This window comes from Streptomyces paradoxus (genome assembly GCF_014202475.1).
Classification (GTDB): Bacteria; Actinomycetota; Actinomycetes; order Streptomycetales; family Streptomycetaceae; genus Streptomyces; species Streptomyces paradoxus.
Window position 1 is genome coordinate 16,451 of the sequence record NZ_JACHGV010000015.1, and the last position, 21,751, is coordinate 38,201.

19 protein-coding genes and 2 pseudogenes are annotated in these 21,751 nt (G+C 68.4%); 11 read left to right on the top strand and 10 right to left on the bottom strand.

The window, feature by feature from the left end; genetic code table 11:
- The first annotated feature begins 85 nt into the window (after nt 1–85).
- From HNR57_RS34100 to HNR57_RS34120, 5 genes are all read left to right on the top strand, one after another.
- Complete coding sequence (locus HNR57_RS34100; RefSeq protein WP_184566365.1) at nt 86–1,309, top strand: cytochrome P450 family protein; 1,224 nt, start codon at nt 86–88, stop codon at nt 1,307–1,309.
- Complete coding sequence (locus HNR57_RS34105; RefSeq protein ID WP_184566367.1) at nt 1,309–2,565, top strand: cytochrome P450; 1,257 nt, start codon at nt 1,309–1,311, stop codon at nt 2,563–2,565. Before HNR57_RS34100 ends, HNR57_RS34105 begins: the two co-directional genes overlap by 1 nt.
- 156 nt (nt 2,566–2,721) lie before the next feature.
- On the top strand, nt 2,722–3,402 hold the full coding sequence (locus HNR57_RS34110) for a hypothetical protein (protein ID WP_184566369.1): 681 nt from the start codon (nt 2,722–2,724) through the stop codon (nt 3,400–3,402).
- Between the two features lie 3 nt (nt 3,403–3,405).
- Nucleotides 3,406–4,716, top strand: coding sequence for a hypothetical protein (locus HNR57_RS34115; protein ID WP_184566371.1), 1,311 nt, complete (start codon nt 3,406–3,408; stop codon nt 4,714–4,716).
- A complete protein-coding gene (locus HNR57_RS34120; protein WP_184566372.1) occupies nt 4,713–5,126 on the top strand; it encodes a hypothetical protein in 414 nt (137 codons plus the stop codon). Before HNR57_RS34115 ends, HNR57_RS34120 begins: the two co-directional genes overlap by 4 nt.
- A 50-nt stretch (nt 5,127–5,176) precedes the next feature.
- Here the strand turns inward: HNR57_RS34120 and HNR57_RS34125 are convergent, their stop codons facing one another.
- From HNR57_RS34125 to HNR57_RS34145, 4 genes and pseudogenes are all read right to left on the bottom strand, one after another.
- A complete protein-coding gene (locus HNR57_RS34125) occupies nt 5,177–6,208 on the bottom strand; it encodes a 7-epi-alpha-eudesmol synthase (protein WP_184566374.1) in 1,032 nt (343 codons plus the stop codon).
- A gap of 335 nt (nt 6,209–6,543) precedes the next feature.
- Nucleotides 6,544–6,690: pseudogene (locus HNR57_RS39940) on the bottom strand (hypothetical protein); the annotation flags it as partial.
- 127 nt (nt 6,691–6,817) lie between these two features.
- Nucleotides 6,818–7,813: a hypothetical protein gene (locus tag HNR57_RS39945; RefSeq protein WP_246555211.1), complete on the bottom strand. Its 996-nt coding sequence runs from the start codon at nt 7,811–7,813 to the stop codon at nt 6,818–6,820.
- 168 nt (nt 7,814–7,981) lie between these two features.
- Complete coding sequence (locus HNR57_RS34145) at nt 7,982–8,398, bottom strand: DUF4259 domain-containing protein (RefSeq protein WP_184566376.1); 417 nt, start codon at nt 8,396–8,398, stop codon at nt 7,982–7,984.
- A gap of 125 nt (nt 8,399–8,523) precedes the next feature.
- Between HNR57_RS34145 and HNR57_RS40985 the strand changes: the two genes are divergently transcribed.
- The 5 genes from HNR57_RS40985 to HNR57_RS39955 all read left to right on the top strand — a co-directional run bounded on the left by HNR57_RS40985 (nt 8,524) and on the right by HNR57_RS39955 (nt 12,452).
- Entirely contained in the window at nt 8,524–8,904 is a 381-nt protein-coding gene (locus HNR57_RS40985; RefSeq protein WP_221343380.1) for a hypothetical protein, read from the top strand.
- A gap of 455 nt (nt 8,905–9,359) precedes the next feature.
- Nucleotides 9,360–10,826: a pre-toxin TG domain-containing protein gene (locus HNR57_RS39235; protein ID WP_221343381.1), complete on the top strand. Its 1,467-nt coding sequence runs from the start codon at nt 9,360–9,362 to the stop codon at nt 10,824–10,826.
- A 15-nt stretch (nt 10,827–10,841) separates the two neighbouring features.
- On the top strand, nt 10,842–11,174 hold the full coding sequence (locus HNR57_RS34160; RefSeq protein ID WP_221343382.1) for a barstar family protein: 333 nt from the start codon (nt 10,842–10,844) through the stop codon (nt 11,172–11,174).
- A gap of 356 nt (nt 11,175–11,530) precedes the next feature.
- Nucleotides 11,531–12,265: an IS5 family transposase gene (locus tag HNR57_RS34165; RefSeq protein WP_246555213.1), complete on the top strand. Its 735-nt coding sequence runs from the start codon at nt 11,531–11,533 to the stop codon at nt 12,263–12,265.
- A gap of 1 nt (nt 12,266) precedes the next feature.
- Complete coding sequence (locus tag HNR57_RS39955) at nt 12,267–12,452, top strand: transposase (protein ID WP_246555214.1); 186 nt, start codon at nt 12,267–12,269, stop codon at nt 12,450–12,452.
- Here HNR57_RS39955 and HNR57_RS34170 read toward each other — a convergent pair.
- The 3 genes and pseudogenes from HNR57_RS34170 to HNR57_RS34180 all read right to left on the bottom strand — a co-directional run bounded on the left by HNR57_RS34170 (nt 12,409) and on the right by HNR57_RS34180 (nt 14,576).
- Nucleotides 12,409–12,944: pseudogene (locus HNR57_RS34170) on the bottom strand (hypothetical protein). The gene HNR57_RS39955 and the pseudogene HNR57_RS34170 overlap by 44 nt on opposite strands.
- A 343-nt stretch (nt 12,945–13,287) precedes the next feature.
- On the bottom strand, nt 13,288–14,148 hold the full coding sequence (locus tag HNR57_RS34175) for a thermonuclease family protein (RefSeq protein ID WP_184566380.1): 861 nt from the start codon (nt 14,146–14,148) through the stop codon (nt 13,288–13,290).
- A gap of 140 nt (nt 14,149–14,288) precedes the next feature.
- Nucleotides 14,289–14,576, bottom strand: a complete 288-nt coding sequence (locus HNR57_RS34180; protein WP_184566382.1) for a hypothetical protein — start codon at nt 14,574–14,576, stop codon at nt 14,289–14,291.
- 463 nt (nt 14,577–15,039) lie between these two features.
- Between HNR57_RS34180 and HNR57_RS34185 the strand changes: the two genes are divergently transcribed.
- A complete protein-coding gene (locus HNR57_RS34185) occupies nt 15,040–18,303 on the top strand; it encodes an NB-ARC domain-containing protein (RefSeq protein ID WP_184566384.1) in 3,264 nt (1,087 codons plus the stop codon).
- 241 nt (nt 18,304–18,544) lie between these two features.
- Here the strand turns inward: HNR57_RS34185 and HNR57_RS34190 are convergent, their stop codons facing one another.
- The 3 genes from HNR57_RS34190 to HNR57_RS34200 all read right to left on the bottom strand — a co-directional run bounded on the left by HNR57_RS34190 (nt 18,545) and on the right by HNR57_RS34200 (nt 21,740).
- Nucleotides 18,545–19,984 carry a cytochrome P450 gene (locus HNR57_RS34190; RefSeq protein ID WP_184566392.1) on the bottom strand — a complete coding sequence of 480 codons (1,440 nt, stop codon included), beginning with the start codon at nt 19,982–19,984 and terminating at the stop codon, nt 18,545–18,547.
- A 678-nt stretch (nt 19,985–20,662) separates the two neighbouring features.
- On the bottom strand, nt 20,663–20,893 hold the full coding sequence (locus HNR57_RS34195) for a bacteriocin immunity protein (protein WP_184566394.1): 231 nt from the start codon (nt 20,891–20,893) through the stop codon (nt 20,663–20,665).
- Nucleotides 20,894–21,284: 391 nt separating this feature from the next.
- The gene (locus HNR57_RS34200) at nt 21,285–21,740 is read right to left on the bottom strand and encodes a hypothetical protein (RefSeq protein ID WP_184566396.1); all 456 of its coding nucleotides are present in this window, start codon (nt 21,738–21,740) and stop codon (nt 21,285–21,287) included.
- Between the last annotated feature and the right edge of the window lie 11 nt (nt 21,741–21,751).

Sequence of the window (21,751 nt, forward strand, 5' to 3'; positions counted from 1 at the left end):
GACATCCCACCCCCTTCAGCCCTCTTCCAGCGGCCTCCCGTTAGAGCCCGCGGGCTGCCCAGTCCCCCACGGCGCCGCCGTACCCTTGTCCAGCGTCCAGATGGTCGAGGACCCGGTCGACTTCTACGACCGGCTACGTGAGCACGGCCCTGTCGTGCGCGTGCACCTCGACGGGGATGTGCCCGCGTACCTGGTGACCGGTTACACGGAGGTCAACCAGGTCTTGAAGGACGGACTGCGGTTCACGCGGGATCTCGGGCAGTGGAGCATCACCCCGGCCGAGCTGCCGCCGGGATGGCCGCTGCGACCCCACACCGTGCGACGGCAGAACATGCTCCATGCCGTGGGTGAGGAGCATGTGCGGCTGCGCGCAGCCTTCAGGCACAGCCTGGGCAAGATCGGGCGGGGGCACCTGAGCGTCATCGTCCGTACGGCGGCTGATCAGCTTATCGACGCCTTCGTCGACGACGGGCACACCGACCTGGTGAGCCGGTACGCCCTCCCTCTTCCCGTGGCTGCCCTCGGCAGAATGTTCGGATTCCCGCCGGAGGAGGCCACCCGGTTCCAGCGGCTGATCCCGGCCCTGCTGGGCGGCGGCGAGGACGCCCTCGACGCCAACACGGAGCTGACCGAGATCATCGCCACTCACGTGTCCCGTCGCCATGCGGATCCGCGGGAGGACGTCACCACCGGTCTCGTGGAGGCAGGCCTCTCCGCTGACGAGATCGAACAGACCCTCTGGCTGTCGATCAACGCCAGTGTCGGGGCGACCACGGCCTGGACAGCCAACACGCTCCTGCTCCTCGCCCGCCTCGAAGAGACCAGAGGCGATCTGCGCGGCTGGCTGCGGGACATACCCGGTGTCATGGCCGAGGTCTTGTGGGACCACGCCCCGGTGCAGCAGCCGATCGGACGCATCGCCACCGCCGACGTGGTCCTCAACGACACCTCGACCCTCATCCCTCGTGGGTCTCTCGTGGTGCCCTCCCTGGCCGGGGCCAACCTCGACCCCTCGTTCGACGAGATGCGCAAGGCCTCCGCCTACGAGGACAACGCCAGTCACGTCGCCTTCGGTAACGGGGCGCACGAATGCCCGGCTCCGGACGAGGCCCGGGTGATTGTGCAGGGCGGGGTCGAACGCCTGTGGACCCGGCTGCCGGACATCTATTTGACCCAGCCTGCCCAGGCCGTGGAGTGGGGCGACTCGATCCTCACCCGCATGCCGAAGCACCTCTCGGCCTCGTGGGACCCCGCCCAAGCCCGTCACCGAGGCGAAACGCTCGCTCATACCCCGACAGGAGACCGCTGATGGAACTCGCCACCTGCCCTGAGGACCAGCTCTTCCGCCTCGACCCGCGCGCCCTCGACGTCAACGGCGAGGGCGTCCGGCTGCGCGAGGCGGGCCGACTCGTTCCAGCAGTCCTCGACGGCGGCATTCGCGTCTGGGCCACAGGCCACCTTCCCGTCGCCGCCGCGATTCTGGGCGGCCGCCAGTTCCGCAAGCATCCGCAACACTGGGCCGATCTGCAGGCCGGCCGGATCACCGACGCTCCGGGTGTCCTCGAATTCGCCCTGATGCCTGGCATGTTGAACGAGGACGGCGCTCGCCATCGCGAACTTCGGGGCCTGGTCAGCAAGGCCTTCACCCTCCGCCGCGTCGAGAGCCTGCGCCCCCGGATCGACACGATCGTGGGAGAACTGATCGCCGAGCTCGCTCAGACGGACCCGCAGGAGTTCGTCGATCTGCGACGGCACTTCGCTTTCCCGCTGCCCATGCGTATCATCTGCGAGCTGTTCGGCCTGGACTACAGCGCCAGTGACGACCTCGCTCGGCACTATAAGGCCATCCACGACGGCCGCAGCGGCAAGGCCGACATCGACGCCGGCCGGGCTGGCGTCGTACGGATCATCACCGGACTGATCGCCGAGAGGCGGCGGCAGCCGGGTGACGACCTGACCTCCGCCCTGATCGCAGCCACCGACGGCGAGGGCGCCGTCCTCGACGACGAACTGCTGCTGCTCACGCTGATGATGTTCCTGTTCGCCGGGCACGAGACGACCCAGAGCCTCCTTGTGAACGCGTTGAAGGCTCTCGTGGACCACCCCGAGCAACTGGAGCTCGTCCGTAGCGGGGCGGTTTCCATCGACAGCGTGGTGGAGGAGACCCTTCGGTGGGCGTCGCCCATCAACACGCTCCTGTTCCGCTATGCCGCCGAGGACGTGGTGGTGGGAGGGGTACCCGTAAAGAAGGGCGACGCGATCGCCCTCTGTATCGCCGCGAGCGGCCGTGACGACGAGGCCTTTGGGCCGACAGCCGATCAGTTCGACGCGGCCCGCCAGACCCTGGTCCAACACGTGGCCTTCGGACACGGGGCCCACTACTGCATCGGCGCTCCCCTGGCCCGCCTCATGGCCCGCACCGCGCTGGCCGCCTTCACGGAGACCTTCGACTTCGACCAGACCGGCGCCCCCGCCGCCGAACCGGTCAGCACCTACGCCTCCAACAGTCTCAACCTGCTGGCAGGGCGGCTCCGCCTGCGTCATCCCGTATCCACCGCCGCCTAAAGCGAGTTGGGGTACGGTGTTCACCAGCGCCGCCGTACCCCCAACGGCCTTCCGTTTCCCGATCTGCTAAACAGACCAGCCCGGCTGTTATTCTGCGCTCCGTACGCCACAAGGCACAGCCTGTAAACAACGCGGATTCGGGGAGTGAGACGGTCGATGCACCACGCCGACCAGGTGCCGATACCGGCCTCGTCACGCCAGAAGTTCCTCGGTCGCTGCGCTGGAGCCCCTTCCCGCATCCTTGCCTCCTGGCAGGAACACCGCACCTGGTCTCGCGAGCGGCGCTCCGCGGTTCGGACGTTCTACAAGGACCTCGACCTATGGGCGGGAGCGCCCCTGGTCGGGAAAGACCCGCGGACTGGACGCCCTGGTGTACTGGAGTCCGTCGCCCAACTGCGCGGCGGCCGCCCCATTGAGACCATCACGCTCGACTCGTTGCCGCTGCATGTGAGCGGAGCGGTGGTGATCGGCGAGGACCAGGACACGATCGCAGTCAGCGGTCTCGTCAGCAGGCGCCACCGCGCACACGTCATCCTGCATGAGCTGCGCCACCTCCTGGTCGACGACGGCCCGACCGACGGCCCGGGCATGGCCGTCCATGCGCACTTCGACGGCGTGACGATCCAAAGCCTCGAAGAGCAGATGCAGGCTCTCCCCGCCCGCATCCGCGAAGAGCTGCTCACTCGGCCGGTGCGGCTGCGCGCAGGCTACCCGGACGACGAGGAGCTCACCTGTGAGGTCTTCGCCAGGGTCGTTCTGCCGCTGCTCGACCTGGACCCCGCCGGCCAGAGCGCAGGTCCACTCGCTGCCGCATTCAGTAACCGCCGCTCCATCTGACTGATGACAGCGGTTCTCACGGTGCTCAACCTCCTCAGCGCCGCCGCGTGCCTGGGGACAGGCACGGTCAAGGCATTGGCCCTGCGCCATCAGCGTGACTGGACGCTCGGCCTGACCGCCTCGATGGTGACCTGCGGCGGAACGATCTATCTGATCGCTACCCCCGCCGTGTACCAAATCACCGGATCGCTGCTCGGCTCGCCCAACATCGGCGGCCTGATCATCCCTGCCCTCACCCTGGTGTGCATGGGGCACGCCCATGCCCTCAGCCAGCTGTGGCAGCCGGACCGCCGAGAACCGGCCGCCCTGCGCCGAACCGCGACACGGTGGGTGCCGCTGTATGCGGGCGCCATCATCGCTATGTCGGTGCTGTACGCCCTTGCCGATCTCGGTCCGGCGGCGCCCTTGCGGTTCGCCTCCGTCTACGCCCATGCGCCCGAGGTACGCGCTCTTCACGTCATCTACTGGATTGCCCTGCTTGCCACGATCGCGGTCATCGTGCGCGAGTTCCTCACCCTTTCGCTCCCCGGCCGCCCTGACCTGAGGGCCAACTTGCGCAAGGTGATCGGCTGGTTCGCCTTGGCGCTCGTCGCCGACGTGTTGCACGTCGCCTTGGCCGCAGTCGCCTTGTTCGGATCCATCACCGGCCCTCACCGCCTTGAGGGACTGGAACAAATCGCATGGCTGGGCCCCACTGCTGGCTGCGTGTGCGCCAACATCGCCCTCGCCTCCCTCGTTCTGCGCTCCCGCCAGGCTGAGCGCCGGGACCTGCGTACGCTGAAGGCCCTGCACGATCTTGTGGTGCGGCCTGGCGCCGACCATGATCCCTCCGGCCCGAAGGTCGTCCTTGAACCGAGGTGGTCGTGGTGGCCCGGATTCGACACAGGCGCGGACCTCAACTCCTTGATGGCGGAGATCCATGACGGGGCCGGTCGGCTCAGCCCGTGGTGGCACAGATTGCCGTCGATGGCCGTGCAGAAGCTGGCCGCAGAGACGGCCCCAGCGCATGACATCGCGGAGACCTCCACACCGGTGAGTGGCGGGCAGCTCAGCGAGGGCAGCAGCACTCTGGGCACTAGTTGGGACCTGCCCGCGGCTCAGGCTGCCGCGGTCCTGCTCTTCGCAGCCCAAGCACGTGCCGACTCCGCACCGCCCCTGCCGGCCGCACTTCGCCTCCCCCGGCTGCCGGGCAGCGACGTTCCCGAGAGCGCCGACCGCCAGCATCTCGTCAGCGTTGCCAAGCACCTGAATGTCCCGGTCGTGCTCGAAGCGGTGGACCTCGCCCGAGCATCGCACGACGCCGCTACCGCGTGACTCGACGAAAGGCCAACTACATGCCGCTGAGCGTTCCGCTGGGGCCCCCCGATTCGAACCGCTTCACCGTCCACGTAGAGCGCATCCGCTGGGACGTAGCTGAACTGGCCCAGCACGGTTCCGGTTCCCGCGAGGCGCTGACGGCGGCTGCTCGCGAGAGCCTGCGGTCGGCTTTCGACTGCTTCGCCGCCACCCTGCTCGAAGCAGACACCTTCGTCATCGAGCAGGATGACGGAGGTGCTGAGGCAACAGCGCGCGTGCTGTGCGACTCGGACGCCTGCGCTGCCGCGGCCGAGCCATACGAGGTCAACTCGGATGGGGAAGTCGAAGCCGCCCGAAAGTGGCCCTTTGCGAGCCTGGTCTACCAGCAGACTGCGCTCAAGCTACTCCGAGACGAACCGCGGCCGTAGCCGTCCCCGACACAGCCCGGCCGGAGGTCCGGCCGGGCACCACCGCCGCGTCATACGGTGAGCAGGTCGTCCACCGAACCCCGCCCGGCCAGCTCGGCCGTGGCCACCGCGCCCTCCTTGGCCGCCGCGTAGCGGCCGGTCGTCAGTGCCCACTCGTAGTTGCCGTTAATCCAGTGCTGGATGGCCTCCACCCCCATCTGGACCCGGTCCCGCTCCGCCTCGTCGAGCCGCAGCTCGTCGCACATCCGAGGGATACGCTCTTGGAGTTCGAGGTACTCGTCGAGGCACGCGATCGTCATCCGGTACGCCTCGTCGGTGGCCTGCTGCCACGTGCAGCCGCGCTCCCGGCGCAGCACGGCGATCAGGTTGTGCCCGTCGCCACGGCGCTTCTCCCGCTCGAAGGAGTGGATGTCGTTCATGAACCCGATGGTGTCCGCGGCCAGATCGCGCATCCGCTCCATCACCGGGTGCGCCATCGCCTGGGCGGGCACCTCGAAACCGCGGCTGCGCTCACCTGCGTCGATGCTGTGGTGGATGCCCACTGTCCGGCGCCGGAACGCCGCGTACTCGTCGAGGCCCAGGGTCCCCTCCAAGCCCCGGGCGGCCAGGTCGACCTCCTCGCAGTGCGCCACCAGGAAGCGCCCCCACGAGGCGGCGAACCGGGTCTGCCATGTCAGAGACATGCCATGCGAAAGGTGGCTCCACACCTCCGCCCAGGCGAGGGTGATCGGACAGGCCACGCGAGGCGGGCTGCCGGCCGGGCGCAGGGGCGTGACGATCAGCTCCCGGGCGACCTCCGCTATGCGGTCGGCACGGTCGGGCCTGGTGGCGTCGAACTGGTCGTCGAAGAGGAACGCCAGGGAGAACCAGTTCATCAGGACGACCATGTCGTCCGCCGAGGCGTGCGGATAGGTGCGGGCGGCGGCCTGGGGCAGATCCCAGGACTTGTACTCCTCGAAACCCTCCCGGCTGCAGACCAGCCGCATCTCCCACACCCAGCGCAGATGACGGGCCCGGGCGTATTCCAGATGCTCGCTGACCGGAGTGTCGAAGGGCAGGTCGAACCGGACGTCCTGAGGCATGTGCTTCCTTTCGGGAGACGGACCGCAGAGCCCCCCGGCCCCTGCGAGCGGACGGTGCTGAGACCGGCCGCACACTCGAACTCTGCTTCGCAGTCCGAACGTTGAACCGAGAAGCGGTACGAGGCTGCCCACGGCGCGAATGAGCCATTCCGTGACACTGCCGTGATCTCGGTTACTGCGGAGAGCTCGTGGGTTGCGTATAGTCCCTCGCCCCTCACCCGGTACCGGCCAGTCAGGCCTCCACCCACCACGCAGTGGGCACCTGTGCTGGCAGCCTGTGTACGACCGTGTGCTCGTTTCTTGGTGCGGCTTGCGAATGGCCCGCCCGGGCCGCGCAGCTCACGCATGTACGGGTCGAGATGGTCGCGGTGCCAGATGCTGGGCCCGGTGTACCCGCAGCTGGCCGGGTCCGTGCACCCCTGCCAGGCCGGCCACAGCGCGGTGTAGCCGGACGACCGCGAAGGAGTGCTCGACCCACAGATGGCACCAGCGGGCGTCCGCGCTCGGCTCCGTCAGGTACCCAGGGACGAGCACTCCTTCGACCCATCATCGAGACCGGCACCGACTCCTACCGAAGCGCCCGCCAAAGCCGGCTGACCGCTGCATGGTTCAGCTTGATGGTGCTCCACCCCAATGATCGTCGAGCACTGTATCGGGGATGTTCGCCGTGAGCATTTCGTCGATGCAATTGCGCAGCCCGACGCCGGTGGGGTCGATCCAGGTGAGCCATGGCACCGGCTGGAGCAGGTCGTCGTATTGACGGGTGCCGGGGTCGGTGAGGAGGGCGCGGAGCTCGTCGGGGGCGGGGTCGGTGACCAGGCACAGCCAGGCCAGGCCAGCGCCGATGCGGACCTCGGGTGGTCGTCCGGGATCCGACCACAGGCCCCGGGCCCACTTGGGAGCGTATTCATCCTGGTGTTCGCGGGCGAGTTGGGCGATCGCCAGGATCAAGCTCACCCGGACCACCGCATCGTCTTCCTCCGCCAGCCTGGACTGCAGAGCAGAGGAGACGTGTGAAAGCTCGCCGGTCGCCGCCGCCAGAACGTAGGCGGTCACGGAGCGGACCTCGGGGCCGGGGTCGGAGAGAAGCGGGAGCAGAAGGTGCAAGTCGTCCGTGACGGCCTGACGGGCGGCCTGGATCGTCCAGTCCACCGGGCACATCGTGCTGCCCTCGATCATCAACGGCTCCTCGGCGACCTGGAGCAGGCCTTCCCGCGATCCGTCTCCCATGTGCTGACACCGGCCGATCTCGGCGGCCAGGCGAAGGGTTTGGGCACGGAGTTGGGGGCGCGCGGTCGCCGCGATCCGGAGCAGGAACGGAACCGCCAGTGCTCCCACCGCGATCGTGCCGCCCTGGTGGTGAAGACTCGTCCAGAGCTGCCACAAGGCCTCGTCGGCAGCTTCGGCGTCCCCGGACGCGAGCGTGGCGAGCAGGCCGGGGATCTCCGCGCCCGGGCCGTAGAAGTGCCGGAACCGCTGCCAGGGGACCTCGTCGTACCTGAACCCGTCCTTGACCTCCCGCGGGATCGCGCTGACGGCCGCCCGCACGTCGCAGTCCGTGCCGACCCACCGTTCCGGCCAGTCGTCCCAACGGTCGTCGCCCATGGCGCGGCCTTCCAGTCCATCGACAGCATCCGAACGCCGGGAGTCTAACGACCGGTGATCAAGAGACGGACCGCTTCTGCCGCACTCCGGTGGCATCCCACCACGGCGACGTCATTTCTCGTGAGCATCTGCAGCACTCAAGATCGCCATCTGGTGAAGCGGTCACGATTAGTGATCAGTGGGTGTTTCGAGTGCTTGGAGGATCTGTCGTACTTCCTGGCGCCACTGGTCAGCGTCGGCGCTGTCCACCCAGCCGGTTGCCATTTCTGATCCGTCTTGGAGAACCCGGTCCAGTGCGAGTCTCGCCGACACGCGAAGGGAGGCTGGCAGTTCGGGCAGCGGTTCCCTGGGGCCGTCGTCCGGGTCAATCACGATGGGACTGTCCGGGAGGGTGCTCGCGAGGAGAGCGCCAGCGGCAACAGCTTCGGCGCCGTCTCCGCCATCGACGCGTTCTCCCGAGTCGGTGACTCGCTGGAATGCCAGCCCCAGCACGTCAATGACCTGCTGGTGGGTGAGTCCCTCAAGTTCATCGACGAAGTCTGCGGCGAGGTCGCTGTCGAACGGGCCGGTTCCCCACGTTCCCATGCATGGCTCCTGATACGGCTGTCTCGGACGAAGGCATGGTTCCAGGAGCCACTGACATCGGTCACGGGGCGAGGAGGACCCGCTTGCGGAGCAGTGCGAAGCCAGCGCGACCGAACATCTGGCGCTTGAGCATCTTGATCCTGTTGACGTGTCCTTCGACGACGCCGGAGTTCCAGGGCAGGGTCAGGCCGTTGATGACGGCGTCGCGGTCGCGGTCGATGCCGGCCGCGAGAGTGTGGAGGCTGGAGGTCGTCCTGGCGGACGGCGTCGAGCCACTGCGGAAGTCGTTCCCCCTGCCGCTCGGTGAGCATCTGGGCGAAGGACCGGACGTGACCGGTCAGGGCATCGAGCTCAGGGCAGTTGGCCAGGACGGCCTTGAGCCGGAGCTGTTCGATCTCGGTCAGCGTCTCGGGTCGGCTGAGGATCCATCTCGTCACCACGCGGGGTGCCAGCGGCTGCGCGGTAACCGGCCGTGGCAAGGCGCCTTTCTCGCAGGTAGGCGCTGACCCGCTGCAGCGGTACGTATCCCACCGCGATCAGGAAGGAAGGTCCCTCCTGATACGGCCCGCGAAGCCAGTCCCCTGGCGGAGGTCACCCGGGGTGCGGCGTGCGACCGCAACGGAGAGCTGGTGTTGTGAACGACGGCCCGCTCGAGGTCGCGATGGACGAGCTTCACGACCAGGCCTCGGTCGGCGAAACGCCTTAGAAGCTGTTGTCGTTCCGATCTTGAGGGGTGCGCGTCGAACGGGAGTCCTGGCCCTCGACGCCACTTCAGCGGCCGGGCCTTTGTTGCACGGTCTCGACGCCGAGGGCCCCATTGGCCGAGAACCTCGCTACTCTCTAGTAACATAAGCCTGCACATTTTTCGCCAAACGGCGTCTCCGGCCTGCCTCCCACTCCCTGACCAGGGGTGACCTCCTTACGGGGGTGCGAGCGCAGTCCTGATGACGCGGGGGAACAATTGAGACAGAACAAGCCGGTATCCCGGATCGTCACTGCCGTCCTGGCGCTGGTCCTGGCCTTGACCGGAACCATCGCCGCCGCGCCCGCACAACCGGCCGCCGCCGCATCGAGCCCGCTCGCCTCCTGCAAGAACCTGACCCCTCTGAAGAAGATCGGCTGTGTCAGGGACGCCCTGAAGAAGACCGCCGACGCGTCGGTGCAGGAATGCCTGGACAAACCGCTGACCGAGCGCCCGGCCTGCCTTGAGGACCTGGTCCATCAGATAGCCGAACGCGGTGTCACCTGGTTCCTCGTGCTGCACCTCATCCATGAGGCCCGCGACGGACAGCTCGATGCCCAGTACGCCTACGACGCCACGGTCAAGGCGTACGCGGCGCTGGATGACCCGTCACTGCTGTTGACGGACGAGGCGCTTCGTACGAAGTTCCTCCAGTCCGCCGCGAAGGCGGAGAAGAAGGGCAGGGCCGCCGCCGAATTCGGCCGTGAGGCGGTGAAGGTCGCCAAGTCGACCGCCAAGCTGCTCAGGGACACGATGTACCTGATCAAGGAGTTGGAGGTCGGCAAGACCTACAAGGACATCATGGGCGCCCTGGACACCATGAACGCTGGCATGGCGCAGATGAACTCCGGGCTCGACCAGATGAACGAGGGTGTGGCGGAGGTCAACGCCGGACTCAAGCAGGCGAACGCTGGCATCGACCGCGCCAACCGTGGCATGGCCCAGATGAACAAGGGGATCAGCGAGGCGAACAAGGCCCTGGCCGAGACCAACAAGGCCGTCAAGAACATGGCCAAGGGCTTCGAGCAGCTGAACCACATCACCCCCGGCCGGATCGACTTCGACTTCTCCAACCTGGACACCCTCTTCGGCAGCAAGAAGTCCTTCGCCCAGGACGCGGCCCAGCAGCGCAAGCTGTCCCTGCTGCTCGACCTCACCCCGGGTATCGGCGACGTCAAGGGCATCTGGCAGGCGATCACCGGTACGGACTCCGCCACCGGTGAACCTCTGTCCGGCCTGGACCGCGCCGTGGGGGCGGTCGTCATTCTGCGCACGATGAAGGCCGGGTACAAGGGCGCCGACAGCCTGTACAACGGCTCCCGGCTCACTGCCGTACTGAGCACCACGGAGAAGGCCAACCCGCTCATCGACAGCCTGCGCAAGACCGGCAAGCTCCCTTCGAACTACGTGACGAAGAGCCAGGCCGCCCAGAAGGGCTGGGAACCGGGCAAGGCTCTCGGCAACCACGTGCCGGGCGGCCAGATCGGCGGCGACATCTTCCGCGACCCCGCCTCCATCGGCCTGCCTACCAAGTCGGGACGTGTGTGGTACGAGGCCGATGTCGGCCTGACGAATACTATGAAGCGCTCCAAGCAGCCGGGCACGCGGCTGCTCTACTCCGATGACGGCCTGCTGTACGTGACCACCGACCATTACAAGACCGTCGATTTCGTCGGCACCTACTGAAAGATCCTGGCCGTGATGGCGGACGAGACAGACGGAACAAACGAAGCGGAACCCACGGTCCCCGACTCACTGGTCATCGACCTGACCGAGGTACGGGACGCCGAGGGCCTCCAACAACTCCTTCAGCGGGAGCTGAAGTTCCCCGACTTCTACGGCCGGAACTGGAACGCTTTCTGGGACGCGGTCACCGGCCTCGTCGACCTGCCGTACGAACTGACCTTCACTGGGTGGGCCGCCTTCTCAGCGTCGCTCCCGGCAGAGGCCGGGAAACTGCGTGAACTCCTCGACGACTACCTCAGCGAATACGGCCAGTACCTCGCTGTCCCGCGCCGCATCCGCTACCAGTAGTGCCGACTCATCGCTCCGCGGTGGGTGCTGGACCCTCAGGCCCGAACCCACTGCGGGGCTCACGCGGCGGAAGTGACATCACCGTCATCGGCGGCCCTGCAGACGCCGGTCCTGCGCTCCAGACGGTGCGCCCGGCGCCGATGCGTCGAGGAAGAGGTCGGTGAGCGCCCAGACGCAGGAGTCCAGCAGGTCCGGGGACTTCTCCTCGGCCTCTGAGAAGCTGTTGTCGTTCCGATCTTGAGGGGTGTGCGTCGAACGGGAGTCTCGATGGGGTGATCGCAGCCGGCCGCGGGCATGAGAACAGGGCCTCTTGGTAGCTCGGGGTTGCGAAGCCAACCGAGATCCGGGAGACCCTGTTGCCGCAGTTGTACGTGCTCGCGCCGGTGGAGTTCAACTCGGCTGCACCGACGTGTGATTGTGTCGCTCACGGGTTCGGGAACGCGGCCGATCATCCGGAACGTGTTCGGCGGTATCCCTCGGATATGACGGACGCGGAGTGGGCCGTGGCCCGGCCGCTGCTGCCGGTGCCAGGCTGGCTGCGTGGCCGGGGCGGTCGGCCCGAGGCGTACTGTCTCCGGGCAATTCTTGATGCGGTCCGGTATCTCGTGGAGAACGGGATCAAGTGGCGGGCGATGCCCGCCGACTTCCCGCCGTGGGACCGGGTCTACGCCTATTTCCGCCGCTGGCGTGATCATGGTCTGGTCAGGGAGTTCCACGACCGGCTGCGCGGACAGGTCCGCGAGAAGCTGGGCCGGGATGCGGAGCCGACGGCCGCGGTGATCGACTCGCAGTCGGTCAAGGCGGATGCCGTCGTCAGATCGGACAGCCGTGGCTTCGACGGCGGCAAGCTGATCAACGGGCGGAAACGGCACGTCGTGGTCGACACGCTCGGCCTGCTGCTGGGCGTGATGGTCACCGCCGCGGACGCCGGCGACCGCACCGCCGCCCACGTGCTGCTGGGGCAGGTCGCCGACGTGCACCACCGGCTGGAGCTGGTCTGGGCCGACGGCGGCTGGCTACACCGGCAGCCTCGTCGAGCACTGCCTGGCCGCGTTCGCCCTGGTCCTGGCGATCGACAAGCGAAGCGATGACATGCGCGGCTTTGTGGTGCTGCCCAAGCGGTGGATCGTCGAGCGCCTCTTCGCCCACCTGATGCGAAGCCGCCGCCTGGTCCGCGACTTCGAGCGCTGCACCACCAGCGCCGAGGCGATGATCTACTGGTCGATGACCGGGCTCATGACCCGCCGCCTGGCCCGGCCACACGGCGGGCGAGCATGAACCGGCCCGGCACCGGCTCGGCCAGCCAACCCCGCGCGACCAGGCGTTCCGCCTTCGACCGCAGTGCCTCCACCCGGGCTGGCACCACGTCCATGCCGAACGCGGAGGCCATCTCCTGGCAATTCAGCGGCCCTTGGCCGAACCGCTCCCGGTCCGCGAGGGCCTTGAGGATGCGCTGGTAGTCGACCGCAAGCACCGACCAGGCAAGCCCCTGGCGCCACACCGGCACCTGCGTCTTCGGCTTCGCCGCATCGCGGGCCGCCGGTGACGCGTCTGCATTCTGCGGATCAGCGGCGCCTCGGCCCCGGCGGCGTTGCCGCCGTCCGGAGCCAGCACCGTATCGACGCGCCTGCGGGCGATCACCCACTCCTGCCACTCCTGCTCGGCCGTGACCAGCTCGGCCTGGACTCGGTCGGCCTCCTCCCGCAGTTCGTCCACGCGCCGACGAGCAGCAAGCTCATGCTGTTCCAGCAGTCCAACGACCGACGGCATCCGCGACCTCCCAGCGAGCGGCGACACGACAGGCCACAGCTCCCACGGAATCACCGAACCTACGCCTGACCAGCTAAAACGCCGCCTTCAGGTTCGGAACGACAATAGCTTCTTAGGCGTGCCAGCTCCCGCGTAGGCGTCGGTTGTCGTTCACGTCTCGGCGCGGAAGGCATCGGCCATGACGTGGTCCCTGCCTGAGCCGATGCTCGCCGCTCCCGTGGCCAATAGCTGTGCTGTCACATGAGGTTGGTGCCGCCTCAGCCGCGGGCAGCATCAGGTCGGCCACCGCCAACGGCGCCCCGGCACAGTGCAACAGGGAAGATGCGTTTCCGGCAATCTCGGCTCAGGGGAGATGCAGGTCCTCGCGGGCCTGTTCCAGGTCACTTTCCCAGATCCACAGTCGTTGGGCGGGCGGCACGTCGTGGTAGCCGTACAGGCCCACCACGGTCGGCGTCGGCGTGCGCAGATCCACGCACACACGCTGGTAGGCGTCCTCGATCGCCTTGGCGGGATCCTGCAGGTCAAGAGTGCCGAGTTTGATGCAGGCCCGGTACTCATAGCCGAGCAGCAAATCGCGGCCGAACTCCCTCCAGGCGCCACGCTGTTCCTGCCAGGCATCCTCGGCCTCGGTCACCAGCAGGTTCAGATCGTCGCGGCCCGGAATGGACGGGTAGATGACGAATGTGGCTGCCCAGCCCTGGGCCACCATGTCGACGTTGAAGGTGCGCCGGTCGGGATCGTCGCGCGGCGGCAGCGGGTCGGACGGCGTACCGGCGAACCACGGGGCGGTGTAGGCCAGCAGCCGGCCGTTTTTCTCCACCAGCTCGCCAGTGGCGATCGCGGCCATCTTGCGCTGCGAGCCGTTCGGCCGCATCAGCCGCTTTGTCACCATGGCGCTGTGCTCTTCGGCGGCGCGCTTGCCGGCCTCCAGGTGCCGCTCAGCGGCATCCGGCGTAAGGCGCTCGATGAGGTAGCCGCGCAGATCGTCCGGCAGCGCGTCGTAGGTGCCGTCCAGCAGGCGGGCTTTGGTCCGCTCGAGCGTGGCTTGCGCGGTGGTCGCGCTGCCCCCGTACTTGCTTTCCGGGGTATCGATGGACACCATCCGAACGGACATCTCGATCTTCGGGGTGTCACCGTCGGTCACGCCGAGAAAGCGGTAGTCCTGTGCCGGACGGCTGGGACCGACAAACCCGAGATCCACCATCACTGCTCCCCGACGTCGAAGGCGAACGCCTGCACCACCACCATCGCAGCAGACCAGGTTCGCGTCTCCGCTGACACGCCGATCCGCTTCGGGGCAAGCGACGCCCGCCCGCGCGGCACCAACCTCCTGATAGACCGCACCTAGCGGGGCTTGATGCCCCACGCCTGGAGGCTCGCGGCGTGACCCCTATCCACGCGATCCGCCAAGTCGGATGCGTCCTCAGGCGTCAGCTTGAGTTGGACGGTCCCCCCGCGCTCCTCCTGCAGGAGAGGCTCGAACGGCTCTGCTGTGCACAGGTACTCCACAGCTCTCCGCGATGCAGGGGAGAGCGAGAGCACCACGCGGCCGTTCGACGTCGTGGTCTCGTGGTCCACCATCGCTCGCTTGAGGCTCCCGGCGAGTCGCTCGGCGGCAGATATGACGATCATGGCGGGAGCCTAGCCGTCCTCATCCTGCTCTGGGACTTGAAACCTCCGCCAACTCGGGGTGACGGAAGGAACCGTGTCATGAGCCGCACACGAGCACCGTTCCGGGTGGGAGACGGTTTGCCGTGCCGTACTCGGAGCGGAAGCGAGTTCGCGGTGCAGCGCACGATCAGGCGCTGGTTCGGTTGAAGTGGTGGCCGAGCAAGGGGCGTTGGGGGAATGATGCGCATTCATGCAGATGCGGGGGCGTTGGGGGGCCGGGGCCGGGATTGCGCTGTGTGTGGCGGCCGGGGTCTGGCTGGTGGTTACGGCGGTGCGGGACGGTTGGGGCAGCGCTGACCCGGTGGCGAGTGTCCTGGGAGGGTTGGCCGGGCTGACTGCTCTGGCTGTCACGTTGCGGGCGCTGCCCGCTGCCCCTGCGGGGGCTGTCCGCCGGCCGCCTCCGCCTCCCGTGCCGGAGTGGTGGGTGGACCGGGACGAGGCTGGCGCCGTGGTCGCGGCCGTGCTGCGTGATACCCGTCGGTGGCGGGCCGGGGGTCCGGTCGCGATCACGGCGGGGCTGCACGGGGCCGGGGGCTTCGGCAAGACCACACTGGCAAGATACGTCGCCGCGCAGCGCTCGGTGCAGCGGCGTTTCCCCGGCGGCGTTCACCTGATCACCATCGGGCGGGATGTCCGCGGCCGGGCCGCCATCGCGGCCAAGGTCACCGAGGAGACGCGTCGGATCACCGGCGACACCACCGAGACCGGTTCCGATCCCGAGCACGCCGGAGCGCACCTCGGTAGCCTCCTCGCCGCACGGCCGCGCACCCTTCTGGTCATCGACGATGTGTGGGAGAAGGAGCAGCTCGACCCGTTCCTGCGTGGCGCCGAGCGCACCTGCGTTCGGCTGTTCACCACCCGCAACCGGGACGTGCTGCCGTCCGCGGCCACCCGCATCGAGGTCGACCGGATGACCGAGCAGCAGGCCCGGCTGCTTCTCACCCACCGGCTGCCTGCCGTGCCGCAGCCGCAGGTGGTGGAGTCGCTGGTGAAGGCGACGGGCCGGTGGGCGCTGCTGCTGGGCCTCGCGAACCGGTTCATCGCCGAGCAGGCGGCCACCGGCGCCGACCCCACAGCCGCGGCACTCGCTCTGCTGCGACGGCTGCGCGAGCACGGACCCACCGCCCAGGACCCGCACGGCATCGCCCAGGACCCGCACGACACTCTGGACTTGGACCAGCAGGAGCGCCGCAACACCGCGGTACGCGCCAGCGTCCGGGCCGCCGTCACCCTGCTGCAGCCCGCGCACGCCGAGCAGCGGTTCGCCGAGCTCGGCATCTTCGCCGAGGACGAGGCCGTGCCCATCGCCCTGGTCGCGGCCCTGTGGCAGGCCACCGGCGGCCTCGACGGGACGGCCACCCGCTCGCTGTGCAAACAAATGGCCGACCTCTCCCTCCTCGGCCTCGACCGCACCGTTCCCGGCGGGACGGTCACCCTGCATGACGTGGTCCGCGACTACCTGCGCGCCGAACTTGGCGAAACCGGGCTACGGGCCGCGAACGCCGCCCTGCTCGATGCCGTCGCCGCCACCCTGCCCCGCACCGAAACCGAAGCCACCGCCTGGTGGCACACCCCGTACGGCTACTTGCTGGACCACCTCATCGAGCACCTCCTACACGCCGGTCGCGATGCCCAAGCCAGCATGGTGGCGCAGGACTTCTTCTGGGTGCGAACCCGGCTGCACCAGCGGGGCCCCACAGCTGCCTGGCGAGACCTCGACCGCATCGGCCCCCCTGCCCACACCCTCGCCCGGCAACTAGCCCAGGCCGCGCATTTGCTGACCCCCACCACCCCCGCCCACGCCCTCGACACCATCCTGCGCAGCCGCATCACCAACGCACCCCACTGGCCCGCACACGGCCACCCGTCGAGCACGCCCCGCCTCATCAACCGCTGGCCGCCACCCGACCTCCCCGACCCCGCACTGCTGCGCACCCTGACCGGCCACATCGGCGGGGTGTACGCGGTGGCGTTCAGCCCGGACGGCACCCGCCTCGCCACCGTCGGCGACAACGGCACGGTGCAGATCTGGGACACCGCCACCGGGGCCACCCAGCGCACCCTGACCGGCCACACGGGCGGGGTGAGGGTGGTGGCGTTCAGCCCGGACGGCACCCGCCTCGCCACCGTCGGCGACAACGGCACGGTGCAGATCTGGGACCCCACCACCGGGGCCACCCAGCACACCCTGACCGGCCACACGGGCGGGGTGAGGGTGGTGGCGTTCAGCCCGGACGGCACCCGCCTCGCCACCGTCGGCGACGACGGCACGGTGCGGATCTGGGACACCGCCACCGGGGCCACCCTGCACACCCTGACCGGCCACATGCGCTGGGTGATGGCGCTGGCGTTCAGCCCGGACGGCACCCGCCTCGCCACCGCTGACATCCTCGGCACGGTGCGAATCTGGGACCCCACCACCGGGGCCACCCAGCACACCCTGCCCGGCCACATCGGCCAGTTGAGGGCGGTGGCGTTCTCCCCAGATGGCACCCGCCTCGCCACCGCTGACATCCTCGGAACGGTGCGAATCTGGGACCCCACCACCGGGGCCACCCAGCACACCCTGCCCGGCCACTCGGACACGGTGGGCGCGGTGCACGCGGTGGCGTTCAGCCCGGACGGCACCCGCCTCACCACCGCTGACATCCTCGGCACGGTGCGAATCTGGGACCCCACCACCGGGGCCACCCAGCACACCCTGCCCGGCTACAGGGATGAGGTGAGGGTGGTGGCATTCAACGCGGACGGCACCCGCCTCGCCACCGCTGACATCCTCGGCACGGTGCGAATCTGGGACACCGCCACCGCAGCAAATCCTCGTACCCTGACCGGCCACATGGGCGAGGTGAGGGCGGTGGCGTTCAGCCCGGACGGCACCCGCCTGGCCACCGGCGACGCCAACGCCAGGGTTCGGTTCTCGGATCCCGCCACCGGGGCCACCCTGCACACCCTGACCGGCCACATGCGCTGGGTGATGGCGGTGGCGTTCAGCCCGGACGGCACCCGCCTGGCCACCGCCGACAACGGCGGCACGGTGCGGTTCTGGGATCCCACCACCGGGGCCACCCTGCACACCCTGACCATCAACATCGGCCGGTTGAGGGCGGTGGCGTTCAGCCCGGACGGCACCCGCCTGGCCACCGCCGACAACGGCGGCACGGTGCAAATCTGGGATCCCGCCACCGGGGCCACCCTGCACACCCTGACCGGCAACATAACCGAGGTGTACAGGGTGGCGTTCAGCCCGGACGGCACCCGCCTGGCCACCGTCGGCGACGGCGGCACGGTGCAGATCTGGGATCCCGCCACCGGGGTCACCCTGCACACCCTGACCGGCCACACGGGCGAGGTGTACGCGGTGGCGTTCAGCCCGGACGGCACCCGCCTCGCCACCGCTGACATCCTCGGCACGGTGCGGTTCTGGGACCCCACCACCGGGGCCACCCTGCACACCCTGCCCGGCTACAGGGATGAGGTGAGGGTGGTGGCGTTCAGCCCGGACGGCACTCGCCTCGCCACCGTCGGCGACGACGGCACGGTGCGGATCTGGGACACCGCCACCGGCGAGTCGCTGACCATGATGCGGGTCGAGATCGACCTGTTCTCCTGTGCTTGGACTCCCGACGGGCACGCTCTGTTTGCAGGCGGGTCGCGTGGACTGTTTGCATACGACCTGCATGAGTGACAGGAACCCCACCTGGGGACACGGAAAGCATCGCGCCCCACAGGCACAGGGCTGCGATGGAAGTCCTGAGCAACCGACGCTCATTTGCGGCTCATGACACAGTTCTTACCAACGCCCCAACTCCGAGTGTGAGCTTGGAGATCGAGCCAGCGTTCACGCTCAGGTGGGCTTCTCACGCGCTGGCCAGGGCGCTGATCAGCTTGCGAGCTGCTGCTCGCGACGATCCTGAGGCAGCTGCAGTTCACCCCGGCCTCCCGCCAGACGGTCCACGGTTCGCGGCCGGTTCCCGGTGGAATTCCATGGTCATGTGGTCCGGTTTGACCGTGACCACGGCCTGTGGGCGTGGCGCCGGGGAGGTGAGCCGGAAGGACGGCCAGGTGCGCAGGACGGTCGCCAGAATGATCTGGAGTTCGGCCCAGGCGAAGTTCTCGCCGATGCACTTGCGGCGGCCGTCACCGAAGGCGAGGAACGAGCCGCGGGTGGCCGCGGCGTTCTCGGCTGTCCAGCGGTCCGGGTCGAAGGCGTCGGGGTCGCTGAACACGTCGGGGTCGTGCTGGTGCAGATAGGGGCTCCACACCACGTCGGCGCCCTCGGGAACGAGATGCCCGCCGAGGTCGAGGTCGCGGGTGGCGGTTCGGGTCACCAGCCAGGCGGGGCCGTACTTGCGGATTGCCTCCTGCAACACCCGGCGGGCGTACGGGAGATGTTCGAGGTCGCCGTAGGTCAGGGGATGGTCCGCGCACACCGTGGCGAGTTCCTCGCGCAGCTGCTGTTCGACGTGCGGGTGACGGGTGATCTCGCAGAGGGTCCAGGCCAGGGTAGTGCCGGTGGTTTCGATCGCTCCGGTCAGCAGGGTGATGGCCTCGTCCTGGAGCTGCTGGCGGGTCAGCGGGTGCTCGGCGGTCAGCAGGGTGTCGAAGAGGCCGGTCCGCTGCTCCCGGGCGGCCGCCGCGTGGGGGCATCCCGCGTCGGACGCGGCGGTGGCCCCGGCGGGGGAGGAAGGGTCGTCTGCGCGGCCGGCTCGGTGGTCGATGGCCTGGTCGATGAGGGAGCGCAGGCGGGCGACGCGCTGCGCGTGCGCCCGGTTGGCGGGGAGCGGCAGTCGGGTCGCCCAGGGCGGGAGGATGGTCTGCCGAATCGTTCCTTTCATGATGTCCGGCATCAGCGTGGTGAACTCGCCCGCCAGGTGCTCGGGCAGGTCTGCTCCGAACAGGGCGACGAGGAAGGCCGCGAGCGTGACCTCGTTCATGTCCTCGTACACCTCGCGCGGCTGCCCCTCGGGCCATGCGCTGACCGTCGCGGTGACCTGCTCGATCATGGCGTCTCCGCGGTCGGCGATGTGCGCCTTGTTGAACATGGGCTGCATCAGCCGCCGGTTGCGCAGGTGGGCGTCGCCGTCCGCGATGGTGGCGAGGCCGTCGCCGAAGAACACGCGCAGGGCATCGATGATCTTGCCGCCCTTGGCGTAGTGCGCGGCGTCGGTCACCAGGACCTTGCGGGTCAGGGCGGGGTCGGTGACGACGTAGGCGGGCGTGGGGCCGATGCGTATGCGCACGACAGGGCCGTGCCCGCGCAGGGAGCTGATGAAGGGCAGGGGGTTGCGGGCGAGTTGGAGACCGTGGCCGATCAGGGGGAGCCCTCCGGGGGCGGTGGGGGTGGGGGACGTCGCGGGAGCGCTCATGGCCGGTTTCACTCCTTGTGGGGGCGGCGACAAACGATCGATGCATGCCCAAGCCCTCCCCGCGGGATTCCGATCGCCCGTGCTCTCTGCGTCACACCAGCTCGGCGCCGGCCCGGCGGCGAGTGACCGGTCGGCCCGTCCCGGAACGCCCCGGAGCCGGGTCCTCCACCACGGCATGGTGGAAGACCCGGCTCCCGGGGCGGCGGTGGATCAGGAGGACTGGGCGCTCTGGTTGCGGTTCTGCGCGTCCGTGTCGAAGTACGGGCCGTACATGGCGTTCGGAAGGAAGTTACCCGAAGCTGTGTAACCGAGGACTGCAGGCCGGTCCCGGTGGCCTCTTTGAACTGGGTGAACGGGAGGCGTGAGGGTGGGGTGTGTGACGGTTCGCGGCCGACCCGACCTGCGACGGTTACTGCGCAGGAGAGCTACACGCATGCTTTTCGGTGCCGTTCTCTGATCCCGTTGAGCAGTTCGGGACGGGGACCAGCAAGGTGAGCGGGTGCCAGGTGAGAATCCAGCCGGCGGTAAGCGCCGCCGCGCCGCCTGCCAGGGCGATTGCACCGCCTCTGCAAGCAGTCCCGGTTCGTGGCCACGTGCAATGACAAGCGCGGCTACGTCATCCTCGGCACCGCAACCACCGCAGCTCTGCTCATCTGGCTTTTGAGTTGAGCCCCGACCTCACAAAGCGATGGGCCGATACGCCAGGGCCTGATCGACTACCTCATCAGCCGAAAGCTCCCGCGCCGGCGGCCAGAAGATCAAGTCGCTCACATGACCGGCCGGGCATGCTAGGGCTCTGCCGAGCCTGTCCAGCCAGCCGTCCAGCTCGTCGTCCGAGCCGTAGTCCGCCTGCATGATCCACTTCACGAGCGCGATGGCTTCCGCGCGACTCATTTCCACAGTACTCATCCCGTCCCTTCGCCGAGTCGTCCTAATGGGACGCGTGATGGCCCGGACCGCTCCTAGTGGACGCCCAGCACTGTCGTTCGTGATCGGCTATGTGGGCGTCGGTACAGCGATCACGGCTAGATCGGGAGAAAAGGGGCCCGGCCAAGCTATGATCGCGCCGCACAGCGGCATCCCCCAGCGCGATGATCACGGCGCCGGTGCCGGAGGCGAGGATCTTGAGCTTGCGGCTGATCTCCATGAGCCGGCGACGGTAGTGGTCACCGATGAAATGCGGATCGAATGCCGACCGAGACGGCCCCCACTTCGGCGAGGGCCGTTCTGCGATTCAGAGGCCGGACGGCACGGGGCCGTCCGGCCTGCTTCGAGCGCACGGCGGAGCGCGCCGAAGCCACTACAGATTACCCGGCCAGAACTGGAGGACATGCTCCTCTGTCGCGCGCGCTGCGATGAGTAGGCGTCCTGTCCAGTGGTAGGGCGGTTCGATGCCTGGCCTGTGGAACAGCCCCTCTGGCGGTGGGTCCTGGAACATGTCGTCTGGGTCTGTTCCTGTCGTGAAACTGGCCGGGGTGTCGGTCCCGGTGCAGGTAAAAGTTTCGGTGTGCCTCCACTCGCCGGCCGGCGGTTCGGGCTCCTGGTCGTAGACAAGGAAGCTGATCTTGACCGGCTCCCACTCGCTTGATCCTGCGGTGATCGTGAGGCAGCTGTTGCTTTCGGTGGCGGTGATGCGGATGTCGGAAGTCATGGAGGGCAGTGCGATGCCCTCGGGTTCTCCCATGTCCACGACGTAGAAGGCGTGGCTCAGTGTGGCCATCCCGGTGTATTCGCGCACCGGCCGGGTCTCTGCCATCGGCGTTGCTT

What these genes read in the sequence shown, in the direction of transcription:
- HNR57_RS34105 (WP_184566367.1), top strand. Translation starts at nt 1,309, where the DNA reads ATGGAACTCGCCACCTGCCCTGAGGACCAGCTCTTCCGCCTCGACCCG.
- HNR57_RS34110 (WP_184566369.1), top strand. Translation starts at nt 2,722, where the DNA reads ATGCACCACGCCGACCAGGTGCCGATACCGGCCTCGTCACGCCAGAAG.
- HNR57_RS34115 (WP_184566371.1), top strand. Translation starts at nt 3,406, where the DNA reads ATGACAGCGGTTCTCACGGTGCTCAACCTCCTCAGCGCCGCCGCGTGC.
- HNR57_RS34125 (WP_184566374.1), bottom strand. Translation starts at nt 6,208, where the DNA reads ATGCCTCAGGACGTCCGGTTCGACCTGCCCTTCGACACTCCGGTCAGC.
- HNR57_RS39945 (WP_246555211.1), bottom strand. Translation starts at nt 7,813, where the DNA reads ATGGGCGACGACCGTTGGGACGACTGGCCGGAACGGTGGGTCGGCACG.
- HNR57_RS34145 (WP_184566376.1), bottom strand. Translation starts at nt 8,398, where the DNA reads ATGGGAACGTGGGGAACCGGCCCGTTCGACAGCGACCTCGCCGCAGAC.
- HNR57_RS34160 (WP_221343382.1), top strand. Translation starts at nt 10,842, where the DNA reads ATGGCGGACGAGACAGACGGAACAAACGAAGCGGAACCCACGGTCCCC.
- HNR57_RS39955 (WP_246555214.1), top strand. Translation starts at nt 12,267, where the DNA reads ATGCGCGGCTTTGTGGTGCTGCCCAAGCGGTGGATCGTCGAGCGCCTC.
- HNR57_RS34175 (WP_184566380.1), bottom strand. Translation starts at nt 14,148, where the DNA reads ATGGTGGATCTCGGGTTTGTCGGTCCCAGCCGTCCGGCACAGGACTAC.
- HNR57_RS34180 (WP_184566382.1), bottom strand. Translation starts at nt 14,576, where the DNA reads ATGATCGTCATATCTGCCGCCGAGCGACTCGCCGGGAGCCTCAAGCGA.
- HNR57_RS34190 (WP_184566392.1), bottom strand. Translation starts at nt 19,984, where the DNA reads ATGAGCGCTCCCGCGACGTCCCCCACCCCCACCGCCCCCGGAGGGCTC.
- HNR57_RS34195 (WP_184566394.1), bottom strand. Translation starts at nt 20,893, where the DNA reads ATGAGTACTGTGGAAATGAGTCGCGCGGAAGCCATCGCGCTCGTGAAG.
- HNR57_RS34200 (WP_184566396.1), bottom strand. Translation starts at nt 21,740, where the DNA reads ATGGCAGAGACCCGGCCGGTGCGCGAATACACCGGGATGGCCACACTG.